Annotated in this window: 14 protein-coding genes; 4 read left to right on the top strand and 10 right to left on the bottom strand. The window is 69.6% G+C overall.

What is annotated here, in order from left to right; translation table 11 throughout:
• Nucleotides 1-215 precede the first annotated feature (215 nt).
• The 3 genes from M4D77_RS12840 to M4D77_RS12830 all read right to left on the bottom strand — a co-directional run bounded on the left by M4D77_RS12840 (nucleotide 216) and on the right by M4D77_RS12830 (nucleotide 2,712).
• Nucleotides 216-644, bottom strand: coding sequence for an SRPBCC family protein (locus M4D77_RS12840; protein ID WP_068969826.1), 429 nt, complete (start codon nucleotides 642-644; stop codon nucleotides 216-218).
• A gap of 155 nt (nucleotides 645-799) precedes the next feature.
• Nucleotides 800-2,089, bottom strand: a complete 1,290-nt coding sequence (locus M4D77_RS12835) for an HRDC domain-containing protein (RefSeq protein WP_396266581.1) — start codon at nucleotides 2,087-2,089, stop codon at nucleotides 800-802.
• Nucleotides 2,086-2,712 (bottom strand): DUF3000 domain-containing protein, encoded by a 627-nt coding sequence (locus M4D77_RS12830; protein WP_058250234.1) that lies wholly within the window; start codon nucleotides 2,710-2,712, stop codon nucleotides 2,086-2,088. Before M4D77_RS12830 ends, M4D77_RS12835 begins: the two co-directional genes overlap by 4 nt.
• 93 nt (nucleotides 2,713-2,805) lie before the next feature.
• On the opposite strand from M4D77_RS12830, the gene hemE reads away from it, so the two are divergent.
• From hemE to hemQ, 3 genes are read left to right on the top strand one after another with little or no spacing between them, the layout of a single operon-like run.
• Nucleotides 2,806-3,870 (top strand): uroporphyrinogen decarboxylase, encoded by a 1,065-nt coding sequence (gene hemE, locus M4D77_RS12825; protein WP_259936368.1) that lies wholly within the window; start codon nucleotides 2,806-2,808, stop codon nucleotides 3,868-3,870.
• Complete coding sequence (locus tag M4D77_RS12820; RefSeq protein ID WP_259936367.1) at nucleotides 3,870-5,276, top strand: FAD-dependent oxidoreductase; 1,407 nt, start codon at nucleotides 3,870-3,872, stop codon at nucleotides 5,274-5,276. The genes hemE and M4D77_RS12820 overlap by 1 nt, the downstream gene beginning before the upstream one ends.
• 57 nt (nucleotides 5,277-5,333) lie before the next feature.
• Nucleotides 5,334-6,029, top strand: coding sequence for a hydrogen peroxide-dependent heme synthase (gene hemQ, locus M4D77_RS12815; protein ID WP_058250316.1), 696 nt, complete (start codon nucleotides 5,334-5,336; stop codon nucleotides 6,027-6,029).
• Nucleotides 6,030-6,044: 15 nt separating this feature from the next.
• On the opposite strand, the gene msrB is transcribed toward hemQ, so the two are convergent.
• The 4 genes from msrB to M4D77_RS12795 form a co-directional block, all read right to left on the bottom strand.
• Nucleotides 6,045-6,476: a peptide-methionine (R)-S-oxide reductase MsrB gene (gene msrB, locus M4D77_RS12810; RefSeq protein ID WP_058250317.1), complete on the bottom strand. Its 432-nt coding sequence runs from the start codon at nucleotides 6,474-6,476 to the stop codon at nucleotides 6,045-6,047.
• Between the two features lie 37 nt (nucleotides 6,477-6,513).
• Nucleotides 6,514-7,800: a glycosyltransferase family 87 protein gene (locus M4D77_RS12805; RefSeq protein WP_259936366.1), complete on the bottom strand. Its 1,287-nt coding sequence runs from the start codon at nucleotides 7,798-7,800 to the stop codon at nucleotides 6,514-6,516.
• A 58-nt stretch (nucleotides 7,801-7,858) separates the two neighbouring features.
• On the bottom strand, nucleotides 7,859-9,469 hold the full coding sequence (locus tag M4D77_RS12800) for an alpha/beta hydrolase (protein ID WP_259936365.1): 1,611 nt from the start codon (nucleotides 9,467-9,469) through the stop codon (nucleotides 7,859-7,861).
• A 78-nt stretch (nucleotides 9,470-9,547) separates the two neighbouring features.
• Nucleotides 9,548-10,333, bottom strand: coding sequence for a pyrimidine reductase family protein (locus M4D77_RS12795; protein ID WP_159370697.1), 786 nt, complete (start codon nucleotides 10,331-10,333; stop codon nucleotides 9,548-9,550).
• Nucleotides 10,334-10,368: 35 nt separating this feature from the next.
• Here M4D77_RS12795 and zapE point away from each other — a divergent pair, with 35 nt between their 5' ends.
• The gene (zapE, locus tag M4D77_RS12790) at nucleotides 10,369-11,382 is read left to right on the top strand and encodes a cell division protein ZapE (RefSeq protein WP_159370698.1); all 1,014 of its coding nucleotides are present in this window, start codon (nucleotides 10,369-10,371) and stop codon (nucleotides 11,380-11,382) included.
• Nucleotides 11,383-11,487: 105 nt separating this feature from the next.
• Here zapE and M4D77_RS12785 read toward each other — a convergent pair whose 3' ends face one another.
• From M4D77_RS12785 to M4D77_RS12775, 3 genes are read right to left on the bottom strand one after another with little or no spacing between them, the layout of a single operon-like run.
• Nucleotides 11,488-12,066, bottom strand: coding sequence for an N-acetyltransferase (locus M4D77_RS12785; RefSeq protein ID WP_259936364.1), 579 nt, complete (start codon nucleotides 12,064-12,066; stop codon nucleotides 11,488-11,490).
• Nucleotides 12,063-12,881: a sulfurtransferase gene (locus tag M4D77_RS12780; RefSeq protein WP_259936363.1), complete on the bottom strand. Its 819-nt coding sequence runs from the start codon at nucleotides 12,879-12,881 to the stop codon at nucleotides 12,063-12,065. Before M4D77_RS12780 ends, M4D77_RS12785 begins: the two co-directional genes overlap by 4 nt.
• Before the next feature lie 19 nt (nucleotides 12,882-12,900).
• The gene (locus tag M4D77_RS12775) at nucleotides 12,901-14,847 is read right to left on the bottom strand and encodes an NAD(P)/FAD-dependent oxidoreductase (protein WP_259936362.1); all 1,947 of its coding nucleotides are present in this window, start codon (nucleotides 14,845-14,847) and stop codon (nucleotides 12,901-12,903) included.
• Nucleotides 14,848-14,849 lie beyond the last annotated feature (2 nt).

Below are 14,849 nucleotides of genomic sequence, written 5' to 3'. Positions count from 1 at the left end.
AAACACCGCACCCTCTACAACGAACACACCGCCTGGAACCACCGCGCCAACCTCGCCGCTTGACACCTTGCACCCCTGGGATGTCTTCGTGGCTCGTCGCTGGCGCTCCTCGCACCTCAGGGAGCGGAGGGAGGGGGTCGCTTGCACCCCACAGACCAGCGGTTTGGTGGTTCCTCGGATTAGGGTGCAGAGGGGTCAGGTCGGCCCCGATCGACTCAGCGCAGTGTCGCCAGGTTCGAGATCGACTTGTGCACATCGGATTCCAGGATCTTGGCGACGAGCCTGCCGACCGAGCCGTTGAGCAGACCGCCGGACAACTCGGCCGACAGATCGAAGTGCGAACCGTCGGCGATCTCGTCGACCTTCATCGCCAGATCGATGTTCACCCCGCCGCGGCCGGTTCCCGAGAGCGCGATGAGCCGCGGCTCGTCGTAGTCGGTGACGGTCCAGTGGATGACGTTGCGGAAGCCCTTGACCTTGATGAGGGAGGAGATGGTGGTGCCCTCGGCGATCGTGTCGGGGACCGGCGAGCGCCACCCGCCGAAGATGGTCATCCACTCGTCGAAGCGCGAGAGGTTGCTGGCGAGCGCCCATGCTGCGCTCGGTTCGAGGTCGGAGTCGATGCCGACGGAGACTGTGGCCACGGAACTGCTCCCATCGCGGAAGGTGGTGTGCACACCGGAGGTGACTTCCCGGTGGCTCGCGTACTCGGGTGATGGCATTCGGGTCGTGACCCCCGAATGTACGCGAAGGTCGGCGCCACAGCGCGATGGCCGGGGGTCTCGTCGGGCTGGGCGATCTACTCAGCGGCCGCCGTCGGCCCTGGTCGGGCGGCGTCGAGGAGGGCCTCGGTCAGGGCCTCCACACAGAGCGTCCGCTGCCACGTGCGGGCGCCGGCGGCGGTCAGATGTGCATCGAGCGCCTCGGTCGTGATCGGTTCCGGCAACCCGTCCCAGCACAGCTGTCGCACCACGTCGGGTGCGAGGAGGTTCTCCACCGGCAGGGTGTGGTCTTCGGCGATCTGTTTGAGCACCGGCCGGACCGCCTGCAGCCGCGCCGCGGCCTCCGGGTTGCGCTGATCCCACCGGCTGACCGGGGGCAGGCCCGGTCCGGTCGACTTCCGCGAGGGCAGCTTGCTGTCGGGGATCTCGCGCGCCCGCTGCAGCGCGGACATCCAGATCCCGGCCTGACGGCGCTGACGCGGGCCGCCGAAGACCGGCAGCTTGGTGAGTTCGGCGATGGACTGGGGGTTCACGGTAGCGGCGTTGACGATGGCGGTGTCGGGCAGGACACGTCCGGGCGCGACATCCCGACGCTGCGCCAGTTCCTCACGCGCGGTCCACAATTCGCGGACCGCGGCGAGGGCGCGGGTGGACTTCACGGTGTGCACGTTCGACGTCTTGCGCCACCGGTCGGTGCGCGGCGGTGCCGGTGGCCGACCCAGGACGTACGCGAATTCCTCTCGCGCCCAGCCGTCCTTGCCCGCCTCTGCGAGTGCGGCGTCCATGGCGTCGCGCAATTCGACGAGGACCTCGACGTCGAGCGCGGCGTAGTTCAGCCATTCGTCGGGCAGCGGGCGGCGCGACCAGTCGGCGGCGCCGTGTCCCTTGAGGAGTCCCAGCCCGAGGAACTCCGCCACCATCGCGGCGAGGTTGACCTTCGCCAGGCCCAGGAGGCGTCCGGCCAGCTCGGTGTCGTACAGCTCGACGCACTCGAAACCGAGTTCGCGGAGGCACGGGAGGTCCTGATCGGCCGCGTGCAGCACCCATTCCGGTCCGCGCATCGCGTCGATGACGGGCGCCAGCGCGCCGGGATCACCGATCGGGTCCAGCAGGAAGCTCCCCGATCCGCGTCGTTTGATCTGGATCAGATAGGCGCGTTGCGAGTACCGGTAGCCCGACGCGCGTTCGGTGTCGACGGCGATCGGCCCGTCGCCGGCTGCCAGAGCGGCTGCCGCGTCGGCGAATTCGCTGGCGGTCGCCAGTACCGGGGGCACGCCGTCGGCCGGCCGGAGCAACGGGGTGACCTCCGACGCGGGGTCCGGCTCGATCGGGTTCTCGGCCGCATCCCCGGGGGTGGAGTCGTTCACGTCGCGCCGAGTTCGGTGACCCCGACCGGGGGGAGGCCGGCGGCGGAGGCGAGCACGTCGCAGAACGCCTCGAGGTGGTTGTTCAGGCCGTCCGAGCTCAGGGCGGTCCACGAGGCGCGCACCTCGAGCTGATGTGCGCGCGGAGGTCCGGCGATGTCGCCGTACCGGACCGACGTAGTGGAGGTGACGGTGCCGCCGAGCGCGGTCACCTCGACGCGGTGGGCGGAACCGTCGGGTGTGGCGGTCGCACCCACCGGGACGCCGAGGGCGTCGCTGAGCCAGCTCCAGGCCACCTCGGGCAGCAGCGGATCCATGGCCAGGGCGGCCTCCACCTCCGCCTGGAGGAACGCGACGAGGCGCATGGTGCCGTTCCACGCGTCCTGTCCGGCGGGATCGAACAGCAGGATGAGGCGCCCGAAGGCGCTTCCCTGCGAATCCGTGGGCACGACGTCGAGGTCCTCGGGCGGGCGCACCTCGGCGCCGACGGCGTAGCTGTACGGCGCCAGGCGCTGCGGCGGGCGGATGGGCCCGACCTCGATCTCGCGGCGCACCCGGGCAGCATGCAGCGACTCCACCGCCGCGCGGAAATCAGCAGGCTCGTCCGGAGCTCCCGAAGAGGTCACCGTTCGACCGTAGGGCTGGGGTGCCCGGCCACGGCGGAGGCGCGCCGAGGACCACCCGTGCGCAGATCGAGGGGCATGGCAGAGTAAGCGGTGATGTCGAACGCAACTGGTACCCGGGTCCATAGGTCGAACCTGCCGCTCGTCGCCGCGGCCACCGGCGCGACCCCGTCACGCCGTCCGGTGTGGTTCATGCGGCAAGCGGGCCGCTCGCTGCCCGAATACCGGGCCATCCGCGCCGATCACGGCATGCTGGCATCCTGCTTCGACGCCGAACTGGTCTGCGAGATCACCATGCAGCCCGTCCGCCGGCACGACGTCGACGCGGCGATCCTGTTCTCCGACATCGTGGTGCCGCTCAAGGCCGCCGGCATCGACCTCGACATCGTCGCGGGCACCGGGCCGGTGATCGCCGAGCCGGTGCGCTCGCCCGACGCGGTGTCGCGCATCCCGCGGCTGGAACCGGCAGCGGTCGGCTCGATCGCGCGGGCCATCGAACTGCTGCTCGGCGAGCTGGGGGACCAGGTGGCGCTGATCGGCTTCGCCGGAGCGCCGTTCACCCTGGCCTCGTACCTCATCGAGGGCGGCCCGAGCCGCAACTACGAGCGGACCAAGGCGATGATGCACGGCGACCCGGAGACGTGGGCCGAGCTGATGGCGCGCCTCGCCGACATCACCATCGCGTTCCTGCGTGTCCAACTGGAGGCCGGAGTCGACGCGATCCAGCTCTTCGACTCGTGGGCGGGCATGCTGTCGGCCGCCGACTACCAGCGTTTCGTCGCACCGCACAGCGCTCGTGTCCTGGCGGAGGTCGCCGGGTACGGCGTCCCGCGCATCCACTTCGGCGTCGGCACCGGTGAGCTGCTCGCCCCGATGGCGCATGTCGGTGCCGATGTCATCGGCGTCGACTGGCGCGTGCCGCTCGAGGAGGCCGTGCGCCGGGTGGGCCCGGGCAAGGCCGTGCAGGGCAACCTCGATCCGACACTGCTGTTCGCCGGTCCCGACGTCGTCGACGCCGAGGTTCGCCGGGTGGTCGCCGACGGTGACCGGGCGATCGCCGCCGGGGCGGTCGGGCACATCTTCAACCTCGGACACGGCGTGCTGCCCGGCACCGACCCGGACGTGCTGACACGCGCCGTCGAAGTCATCCACAGCCTCTGATGTCCCCGCGGGTCCGAATCGCGATCGTCGGCGGCGGGATCTCCGGTCTGACCGCCGCCTACCGCCTTCGTCGTGCGCTCGGGCCCGACGCGCACCTCGACCTGCTCGAGGCCTCCGGACGGGTGGGCGGGGTCCTGCACACCACGACGGTGGGCGGTCGGACCGTCGACGTCGGGGCCGAGGCGTTCATCGTCCGGCGACCCGAGGCGCTCGAACTCGTCACCGAACTGGGCCTCGCCGACCGGATCGTCTCGCCGACGCCGCGCCGTCCCGCGGTGTGGTCGGGTAAGCGGTTGCATCCGTTGCCCAGTCCGGCGCTGATGGGCATCCCGGCCGGACCGGCCGTCGTCGACGGTCTCGCCGACCCCGAGGACGTCGACCGCATGTCCGGTGAACCCGACCGTCCGATGCGGTGGGAAGCCGGGACCGATCTGTCCGTCGGGCACCTGGTCGCCGACCGGTTCGGGCCCTCGGTGGTGGCGCGCAGCGTCGACCCGATGCTCGGCGGTGTGTACTCCAGTCTCGCCGGCGACATCGGGGTCCGCGAGGCGCTACCGGCGCTGGCCACGCGCCTCGACGCGGGCGCGCCGTCGCTCACCGCTGCCGTCAACGACCTCATCGCCGCGGGGGCCGGGGTCTCGGGTCCGGTCTTCGGCGCCCTCGTGGGCGGATACACGGTCCTCCTCGACGCCCTGCGGGCCGCGGCCGGCGTCGAACCCGAGATCTCGTGTCCGGTCACCGATGTCACTCCGTCGGGGGCCGGGTGGGTGCTCGACTTCGGTAAGCCTCGCGACCCGCGACCGTACGACGCCGTGCTCCTGGCCGTGCCGGCCTGGCGGGCGGGGGAGCTACTGGGTCGGTCCGCGCCGGACCTGTCTGCGCCGTTGCGCGCGGTCCGGGGCGCCTCGTCGGTGGTGGTGTCGATCGCGCTCGCGCCGGGGACCGAGCTGCCCGATCACTCCGGTGTGCTGGTGGGGACCGGAGAAGGATTGCGCGCCAAGGCTTTCACGTACAGCTCGCAGAAGTGGGCGCATCTGTCGGATGCGGACCGGCCGGTCTCGGTGCGGGCGTCGTTCGGGAGGTTCGGTGCGGTGGTACCGGATGAGACGACCGAACCCGGCGTCGACGACCGGCTGCGTCGTGAGGCACTCGAAGACCTCGACGAGGTGTGCCGCGCCGCCGGTGTCGCACCGGTGTCGTCGCGGGTCGTCGACGCATACGTCCAGCGTTGGGACGACGGACTGCCGGTGTATGCGCCCGGGCACCTCGCCGCGATGTCGCAGGTGCTGGCCGCGCGGCCGTCGCGTCTGGCCTTGGCCGGGTCGTCGTATGCCGGGGTCGGGGTGCCGGCCTGTATCGGCCGGGCCGGTCGCGCGGCGGCCGAACTGCTGGCGGATCTGACGTGACCCGACTCCGCTGACCTGCCTGGTCGCCGGGTGGGCGCCGGTGGCACGATGGCATCCATGAGCCGCTTGGATTACGCAGAACTCAACTCGACGATCCGCTACCTGATGTTCTCGGTGTTCGCGGTCCGCCCAGGTGAACTGGGTGCTGATCGCGATCAGGCCAAATCCGACGCCGCGGACTTCTTCAAGTCCCTCGAGGACACCGGCGTCGTCGTCCGCGGTGTCTACGACGTGTCGGGTCTGCGCGCCGACGCCGACTTCATGATCTGGTGGCACGCCGAGGACGTCGAGCCGATCCAGGCCGCCTACGCGAAGTTCCGTCGCGAGACCGTTCTGGGACGAGCGTGCAACGCGGTGTGGAGCAACGTCGCGCTGCACCGGCCCGCCGAGTTCAACAAGAGCCACATCCCGGCGTTCCTCGCGGGCGAGGACCCCGGCAACTACATCTGCGTGTACCCATTCGTGCGGTCCTACGAGTGGTACCTGCTGCCCGACGAGGAGCGGCGCAAGATGCTCGCCGACCACGGGAAGGCAGCGCGCGCGTACAAGGACGTCCGCGCCAACACGGTGTCGTCGTTCGCGCTGGGCGACTACGAGTGGCTGCTGGCCTTCGAGGCGCCCGAGCTGCACCGCATCGTCGATCTCATGCGTGATCTGCGCGCCACGGAGGCGCGGATGCACGTCCGCGAGGAGACGCCGTTCTTCACCGGCCCGCGGGTCGAGGTGCCGGCGCTGATCGACGCCCTGCCCTGAGCACGGGACCGGCCGCTACTCGGCCGGTTCCAGCGTCAGGCTGATGGAGTTGATGCAGTAGCGCAGGTCGGTGGGGGTGTCGTAGCCCTCACCGGCGAAGACGTGGCCGAGGTGGCTCTTGCAGTTCGCGCAGAGCACCTCGACGCGCCGCATGCCCAACGAGTTGTCCTCGACCTCGATGATCTTGTCGCCGGCGAGCGGGGAGAAGAACGACGGCCAGCCGCAGTGCGATTCGAACTTCTGCTCGCTACGGAACAGCTCGGTGTTGCAGGCGCGGCACCGGTAGATGCCGACCGTCTTGGTGTCGGTGTACTCACCGGTGAACGGCGCCTCGGTGCCCGCCTGGCGGAGGACACGGTACTCGGCCGGGGTCAGGCGCTGGCGCCACTGCTCGTCGGTGAGTTCGGCGAGATTCTCGGCGTCGGTCGACGGGGTGCTGTCGGTCATGTCCTCCACGGTAGCGCGCCCGGCAGGATCGACTGTGTCAGCGCTGTTTCGACAGGCCTACGGTCTCGTTCTCGGTGGCACCGGTCTCGGCGGCGGGGATGCGTGGCGCGTCGGTCTCCGAGCGGACCGGCGGCACCATGCCGGCCACCCCGTCGGACCGCATGTCGAGGTAGCGGAACAGCAGCGAGCAGAACACCGCGATCATCAGGAGTGACCAACCCCAGGTGACCTTGTTGTACTCGACCATCCATCCGAACGCCGTCCAGCGGTCGGAGTAGAAACCGTCGAAGGTCATGCACCCGTAGACACCGAGCCAGGCGGGCCAGTTGCGCATCGGCGATCCGGGCAGCAGCACCGTCATCAGGAGCGGGAACAGGAGCATCGAGTAGTAGCCCTGGCCGAGCGAACCGACGAGGAAGGTCGTGCACAGCAGCACCCCAGACGATGCCGTGATCCACAGCAGTTCGTTGGTCCTGCGGTAGTAGCGGTACAGGAACCACAGCGAGAACGCGGCCATCGCGACGAACGCGACGCGGAGCAGTAGTACCAGCCAGGGTGCGACGCCGAAGTACGCGCCGTTGCCGGCGATCGAACTGTTGTAGTAGTCGCGCGCCTCGCCGAGGTACGGGACGGTTCGGCTGATGAAGTCGTTCGCGTCGACCGACAGGGGCCAGGCGACGATCGTCAGGACGACCGGAACCACGATGGCGAGCGCGAACACCCGCCACTGCCGGTTGAGCAGCGGAAGCAGCATCAGCGGCGCCAGTACCGGTTTCACCGCGAGGGTGAGGCCCATCGGCACGCCCGCCCACCAGTCGTGCCGGCTGAGCATCAGCATCAGGAAGGCGAGGAGGCCGAGGAGCACGAACGAGTTGAAGTTCGTGAAGATCAGTGTGTGCGAGACGGTTTCGGTGCTGAAGAAGAAGAACAGGACCGTCGGCATGACCCACGAGTTGACCGCGAACCCGAACATGCGGGTGAGCAGGTAGGCGCAGATCAGCAGCGCGATGACGCTCGCCGCGATGAAGGCCCAGCGGGCGCGCTCGTAGTCGATGACGGCGACCGGCGCCATCAGCAGGGTGCCCGACGGCGGGTAGAGGTAGTGCGGGTCGACCGTGGCGTAGTTCTCGCCGTAGACCGGTAGGCCGTTGAGAAAGTTGTAGGCCGCGGCGTACACCGGTTTGAAGTCGTCGGTGCGGTCACCGTTGACCCCCAGGAACACCGAGCGGTGCACGACCATGAGCAGGCTGATCGGCCACAGGACCATCGGGATGATCCGCTGAGCACTCATCGGGGGATAGAGATACCTGTCGAGATTGGCCACCCGCGAACCGTACTACGCGCGCCGCCGAGCTCAGAACCGTGCGGCGTGGTCCGGGGACTCAGGTGGGGCAGCCCCGCTGGGTCGGACCCTGCAGCGGTGCCCGATCGACGTACTCCGCGACGACCTCGGCGGCGCACGCACTGCGTCCCAGGACCGAATACCCCAGGCCGTCCCAGGTGACGGTCACCGGCTCGGCCTCGGCGTTCATGAACAGCGGCACCAGGGCATTGGCTCCCTCGCCACCGTTGATCGGGTCGCGCGTCCCGTTGAGGATCAACGGGTCGGCGGGCAGCGACGTGGGTGGCCGGACCGGATTGCCCGACGCCCAGCCGTTGCACCGAACGAGTGACAGCGCACTGTTCGCGCCGGTGAGGGGGTTCTGCGTGGACCACGCGTCCACCAGACCCGGCACCTCGTTCTGTCCGACCGGGCCGGTCACGTCGTTGCAGCGGGACACCAGGGCGCCGTCGGGGAGCCGCAGGGTCGCGGCGCGATCGGCGAGCCGGACCAGCGCTGCGGTCTGGCCGCGGTCGGCCGCTGCGATGGCATCTGCGAGGTCGAGCAACGATTGCGGGCGGTCCGGCGCCAGGGCCAGGGTCGTGGTGATCGCCTCGAGCGCGGCCGTGTCGGAGAGCGACTCGAGGTCGCCCGCCCGTGCCTTGCCCAGCATGCGGGTCATCGTCGCGACCCCGTTGGACCCGAGCGCGCAGCCCGGTAACGCCGAGCACCGCTGTGCGAAGCCCTGGAGCGCCACCTGGACGCCCCGCGCCTGGGACTGTGCGCGATCCCGGGCGTTCGCGCCGAACGGGGTCGGGGTGTCGAGGATGATCCGCCCGGCACGTCCGCCGTACAGGGACGCGTAGGTGAGCACGACGTCGGAACCCTCACCGGTGCCGATGAGCCCCAGATGTTCGACGCCCCAGCGCTGCCGCAGGGACTCGAGGTCCGCGGCGGCGTTCGCGGCCCCGAAACTCAGTTGGTAGGGGGTGAGCGTCTCCGTGCACCCGTCCGAGGCCGATGACGCGGCCGTGGACAGGCGCGAGATCCGCGCGTCCGTCGTCGTGGCGCGGTCGACGAGGCCGTTGTTGGCGATCGTCGTGCGTTCCAGTCGGGTCATGCAGTCGATGTCGCTGCTGAGAGGGATGCCGCGGTGGTCGACCGCGACCACGGGGTGCGAGGAGAGGAACGCCCGGCCCGGGCCGGCGGTCATCACCATCAGCGTCCGCGACGACGGCAGATCGGAACCGGAGGTGAGGACGAGCGGCGCGGCGTCGGGTGGGGTGTCCGCGATCCGGGCGCGCGTCACCGCGATCGACACGACCTCGCCGTCGGGCTGGTCGCGGTCGATGGGCGAGTCGTATTCGGCGCATTCGATCGTCACGCTTTCCGGACGGGGCACCCCGTATCGTTCGCTCGTCTCGGCGGCGCACTCGCTCCACTCGAGATCGGTCTTCGGTACCGCGAGCGCGGGGGCGGGGGGAGCGGTCGACGACGACGGTGCCGGTCCCTCCTGACCGCCGCCGCCCGGGATCAGGTCGGGGCCACGGTCGGGACCGACGGCACAAGAGGACAGGACGATCGCCGCGATCACGCCGGCGACCACACCCGCGAGAGCCCTCGGGCGGGAGTTCGGTGCTGCGCCGACGGCCGGGGTGTGCGCTCTTGGCATGTCCGCGAGCGTAGTCAACGAATCCGCGAGGACGCTCGAGCCGGGTGTCGGTTGAGTCCCGGACCGGGAGCGGACAGCTCACCGGGTGGACGGGCGGCCGTCGCGGACCCAGCGGGTGAACACGAACCCGTCGTCATCGGTCATGATCGACGCCGGGTGCAGTGCGCGCAGGACCGCCGCCCCCTCGTCGGTGACCGCGATGCGGCCGGCGATCCCGCCGACGAGGTGCGGGCTCGTGGTCAGACACAGCTCGTCCACGGCATCGGCTGCCACGAGCGAACCGAGCAGACTCGGACCGCCCTCGCAGAGCACCCGGGACCATCCGCGAACACCGCAGTGCTCCAGGATGGCCGCGGTCGACACGGCGTCGTCGCCGCAGTCCACCAGCGTCGCGCCGGCATCGAGCAGAGCCCGCCGGCGATCGGCGGGCGCGCTCGAACAGGTGAGGACGACGGTGTTCTCGTGGGACACGGGCTCGAAGTCGGGCGGTATCGACAGCGACCGGGACACGAGCGCGAGTGCCGGGGCGGGCGCCTGCCCCAGCGATCGCCGGACTGCGGCGAGGGCGTCGTCGGGTGCGGGTTGCCCATATCCCTCGGTGGTCGCCGTGCCCGCACCCACGAGGACGACGTCGGCGAGCCCTCGCAGCACGCGGAACACGGCTTTGTCGCCGGGACCGCCGAGACCGCCGGACTTGCCGTCGACGGTGACCGCACCGTCGATCGACGACACCATGTTCGCCCGCACGAACGGCGCGCCGTCGTCCGGATCCGTGGACGATCGAGGGGGGTACGAGTAGAGCTCGGCCAGCCGGACCAGCTCGTCCTCGGATGTGACCTGGGTCGCTTTCTGCAGGTGGAACATGCGTTCATCATTCCGCGCCTGGCTACTCTCCACACATGGTGGCCCGACTCTGCGATCGCAACCCTGCGACCTCGCCCGACGCACTCATCGACGAGATGGTGCCCCCGTCGACCTTCGACGACGTGAGCTTCGACTCCTACATCCCCGACCCCAACGAGCCGTCGCAGGCCGAGGCGGTGGCCAAGGCGCGCGACTTCGTGGCGCGGGCGTCGAAGGCGCGCTCGGGCAAGAAGGGCCTGTTCTCCCGGAAGGCGCCGTCCCAGGGCGTCGGTCTGTATCTCGACGGCGGCTTCGGCGTCGGCAAGACCCACCTGCTGGCGTCGATCTACCACTCGATGCCCGCACCGAAGTCGTTCGCCACGTTCGTCGAGGTCACACACGTGGTCGGCGCGCTGGGCTTCGTGAATGCCGTCGAGCGGCTCTCACAGCACACGGTGCTGTGTATCGACGAGTTCGAACTCGACGACCCGGGCGACACGATGCTCGTCTCCCGGCTGCTGACCGAACTCACCGCCAAGGGCGTGTCGATCGTCGCCACCTCCAACACGCTCCCCGGCCAGCTGGGCGAGGGCCGGTTCGCCGCCCAGGACTTCCTACGGGAGATCCGCAAGCTGTCCTCGGTGTTCGAGACGATCCGCGTCGACGGTCCCGATTATCGTCACCGCGATCTGCCGCCGGCGCCGGAGCCGCGCAGCGAGTCCGAACTGACCGAGATCGCCGAGTCCACCGACGGCGCGACCCTCGACGACTTCGACGCACTGTGCGACCACCTCAGCACCCTGCACCCGTCGAAGTACAAGGACCTCGTCGACGGCGTCTCCCTGGTCTGCATCTCTGGGGTGCACCCGGCCGAGGACCAGTCGGTCGCCCTGCGCCTGGTGGTGCTCGCCGACCGTCTCTACGACGCCCACATCCCGGTGACCGTCTCGGGCGCGAAGCTCGACGAGATCTTCACCGAGGAGATGCTCGCCGGCGGTTACCGCAAGAAGTACCTACGCGCCACGTCGCGCCTGCTGGCTCTCTCGCGGTTCGCGGAGTCGGCGGCCTGATCTCCGTACAAACCCACCTCTTCTCCGTAAACCCACCCGATCCGAGCGCGGTGGGTTTACCGAAAAGGGGTGGGTTTGCGGGTGGGCGCGACTGAGCCCGCCGGTTCACAGCCGCTGCGTGAACACGTAGTCGTGCTCGATGCTGTCCCCGAGGGTGAAGGTCTTCACGCCGGCGCGTTCGAAACCCATCTTCGTGTAGAACCGCTGGGCCCGGACGTTGAGCTGGTTCACGCCCAACCACACCAGAGCACTGCCGTGCGACCGTGCGCGATCGAGCGCGGCACCCATGAGCAGGTGCGACGGAGTCGTCGCGCCCTGCCGCGAATGATGGTCGCGCAGCACGTACATCTTCGAGATCTCGCTCACCGGACGCTCGGTCACGACCGCACACACGTCGGGGTGCGTCGGGTCGCGATGCATCACCAGCGCGTACCCGAGGATCGGTCCGCCGACACCGTCGCGCGCGACCAGGACGTCCGCAGTCGGATCGGCGATGTGATCACGAAAGTTGTTCTCCCGCAGATTGTCGGCGACGAAATTCTCGATGTCGGCCGGTGCGGCGTGCGGCGGGCACGCGAGCGGGAACGTGATGGCGGCGACCTCGGCGACTCCCGCCGCCGCTGCGGGGTCGGTCACGACCTCGACGGTGACATCGGCGAGGTCGGCGGCACCGGGATCGGTCACGACAGCGGGCGAGCCGGATCGGCGGTCCAGGCGTTCATCGATCCGTCGTAGACCGCGACGTCGTCGCGTCCGAGGCTATGTAACGCGAAAGCCGCTGCGGTGGCGGCGATCCCGCCGCCGCAGTAGGTGACCGGGCGTACCGACGGATCGAGGGCGCCGGCGTCTGCGAACAGTTCGCGCAACTCCTCTAGCGGCCGGAGGCGCCCCGCGTCGTCGACCAGTTCGGCGAACGGCACGTTGACACTGCCGGGAATGTGGCCGCCCGCGAACGATTCCCGGTCGAGCGCGTTGACCAGCAGGACGGAGGACTCGCCGGTGGCGGCCGCGACCTCGTGGGTGGAGACGATCCGCTGGGGCCGGCGGCGCGGGGTGAACGAAGCCGGGGTGGTCGTGACCTCGCCGGTCTCGACCGGGAGGCCGGCCGCGGTCCAGGCGGCGTATCCGCCGTCGAGGACGAGTACGTCGTCGAAGCCCTCGAGTCCGAACTGCCACCACAGTCGCGTGGCCCAGATGCCGTTGGCGGTGTCGTACACGACGACGGTGGAGTCGTCGCCGATGCCGAGGCGGCCGACCGCATCGGCGAAACGCGCGGAGTCTGCTGCGGCGAACGGTGCCTCGCCGTCGGGGTCGCTGAGGTCGGTGATCTGATCGGCGAACACCGCGCCGGGCAGGTGCCCGGCCAGATAGGTCTCCCGACCGGAGGCGACGTGTGCGCCGTCGGCATCGAAGGTCAGATGGACGGTGGCGTCGACGATGCGGAGATTCTCCTCGCCGAGGCGGGCGGCGAGATCGGTGGCGGAGATGAGGGGCGTCATGACAGCCACGGTAGTCCCGTCAGTCGTCGAGGGGTTCTGTGACGAAATCGTCGAGGTCGACGCTGCGCGTCCGCGCCCAGTAGTCGACGATCCGCCATGGCAGGACGGCGACGACGCGTCCGTCGGGGTTGCGATACCAATTGGTCATCGCCGGATGCGTCCACACCATCTGCGCGTGGGCGCGGTCGACGGCGTCGTTGTATTCCTCGGTGACGTCACGCCGGACTTCCAGTGCGCCCAGCCGGTTCTCGATCATCGCGCGGAGAGCGTCGCAGACATAGCGCACCTGGTACTCGAGGATGCTGATGAAGCTGCCGCCGTGTCCCAGTGCGGTGTTCGGCCCGGTGAGGATGAACAGGTTGGGGAAGTCGGGTGCGGTGATCCCGAGGTAGGCGTACGCGTCGTGATCACCCCACGCCTCGACGGTGTTCTGTCCCATGCGTCCGACGATGTCCATGGGGTAGAGGTAGCGGTCGCTGTGGAATCCGGTGGCGAAGACGATGATGTCGAAGTCGTGGGCGGTGCCGGTGCCGTCGACGAGTCCATCGGAGGTGACCCGTTCGACGCCGTGCGGTACCAGCTCGACGTTCGGCCTGCGCAGCATGCGAAACCAGCCGTTGTCCAACAGCATCCGCTTCCCGAAGGGCGGATAGTCGGGCGTCGACAGGTCGATGAGGTCGTCGCGGTCACCCAGTTCGCTGCGCAGGTAGCGCAGGTAGAACTCGCGGTGACCGTGATTGACGGTGTTGATCGACGCGGTCGGCTCGGGCCAGTCCGGGTCGATGCGCAGGGTCGAGTGGACCTTGTCGTTGAAGATCCACGACAGTCGTGCGCGGTACCACTCCCGGTACCCGGGGAGGTTGTCCATCAGCCAGTGCACGTCGTCGCCGACCGGCGCGAAGTAGTCATCGTTCGGCGCGATCCACTGCGGCGAGCGCTGGAAGATCGTCAGCGATCCGACCCGATCGGCGATGGCCGGCCCGATCTGCATCGCGCTGGCACCGGACCCGACGATGGCGACCCGTTTGCCGGTGAGCGCGCCGGGCCCGTCGAGTTCGTCGGGCCACTGCGCGGAATGGAAGATCGGACCGGTGAAGTCGTCCATCCCCGGAAGCCCGGGAAGCTTGGGGCGGTTGAGGAGACCGACTGCGCTGATGAGGATCCGGGCGGTCAGGGTGTCCTGGTGGCCCTCGCGGTCACGGACGTGGACCGTCCAGCGCTGGGTCTCGGCGTCGTAGGCAGCCGAGAGGACCTCGGTGCCGAAGCGGACGCGGTCGCGCACCGCGTGCCGGTCGGCGAAGGCCTGCAGGTAGCCCTGCACCTCGTCGCGCTTGCCGAAGTGCGTGGACCACGGGTGGTCGAAGGACGAGATCGAGTACAGGTAGCTCGGCGTGTCCACGCCGGCGCCGGGGTAGCGGTTCTCGTACCACGAGCCGCCGACCTCGTCGTTCTTCTCCAGCACGGTGTGCTCGACGCCGGCTTCGGCGAGTTGTGCGGAGATCAGCATGCCGGCCACACCGGCGCCGATGACCAATGCGTCCATCGACGTGGCGAGATCGTCGGGCAACGCCGGCAGATGTGTGTCCCGGAGGTCGCCGCGGACGATCTCGGTCATCATCGGCGCGAATTCCGGGGCCACCTGCTCGCCCGCGGTGAACGACATCAACGATGCGACGAGTGCCTCGTCGGCCGGCTTCCGCGCGGGCCGGCCGTGGTCGTACCAGTCCTCGAGGGCGTCGACGACCGCCGCGCGGATCTCCTGCTGGACGTCCTCTCCGAGCCCGCCCGAGGAGTTGTCGTCCATGCCTCGGCTCCGCGTCGGGCGGTATCGATCGGCCATCCACCGGTGGTCACCCGTCATCTCCACGAGGACCGCGAGCAGGGTCGGGATGTTGCCCGCCGCCACGAATCTCCGGATCTCCGCTGTGGTCGGGCGCGTCTCCGGACGCAGCGAAACAGATGTCATAA

The sequence above is a fragment of the Gordonia sp. p3-SID1431 genome (assembly GCF_025143765.1).
Classification (GTDB): Bacteria; Actinomycetota; Actinomycetes; order Mycobacteriales; family Mycobacteriaceae; genus Gordonia; species Gordonia hongkongensis.
This window is presented reverse-complemented; position numbering and strand designations above follow the sequence as displayed.

Excerpts from the sequence above, each read along its gene's own strand:
- hemQ (WP_058250316.1), top strand. The coding sequence starts at position 5,334 with ATGAGCCGCTTGGATTACGCAGAACTCAACTCGACGATCCGCTACCTG.
- msrB (WP_058250317.1), bottom strand. The coding sequence starts at position 6,476 with ATGACCGACAGCACCCCGTCGACCGACGCCGAGAATCTCGCCGAACTC.
- M4D77_RS12795 (WP_159370697.1), bottom strand. The coding sequence starts at position 10,333 with ATGTTCCACCTGCAGAAAGCGACCCAGGTCACATCCGAGGACGAGCTG.
- M4D77_RS12820 (WP_259936367.1), top strand. The coding sequence starts at position 3,870 with ATGTCCCCGCGGGTCCGAATCGCGATCGTCGGCGGCGGGATCTCCGGT.
- hemE (WP_259936368.1), top strand. The coding sequence starts at position 2,806 with ATGTCGAACGCAACTGGTACCCGGGTCCATAGGTCGAACCTGCCGCTC.
- M4D77_RS12800 (WP_259936365.1), bottom strand. The coding sequence starts at position 9,469 with ATGCCAAGAGCGCACACCCCGGCCGTCGGCGCAGCACCGAACTCCCGC.
- zapE (WP_159370698.1), top strand. The coding sequence starts at position 10,369 with ATGGTGGCCCGACTCTGCGATCGCAACCCTGCGACCTCGCCCGACGCA.
- M4D77_RS12775 (WP_259936362.1), bottom strand. The coding sequence starts at position 14,847 with ATGACATCTGTTTCGCTGCGTCCGGAGACGCGCCCGACCACAGCGGAG.
- M4D77_RS12780 (WP_259936363.1), bottom strand. The coding sequence starts at position 12,881 with ATGACGCCCCTCATCTCCGCCACCGATCTCGCCGCCCGCCTCGGCGAG.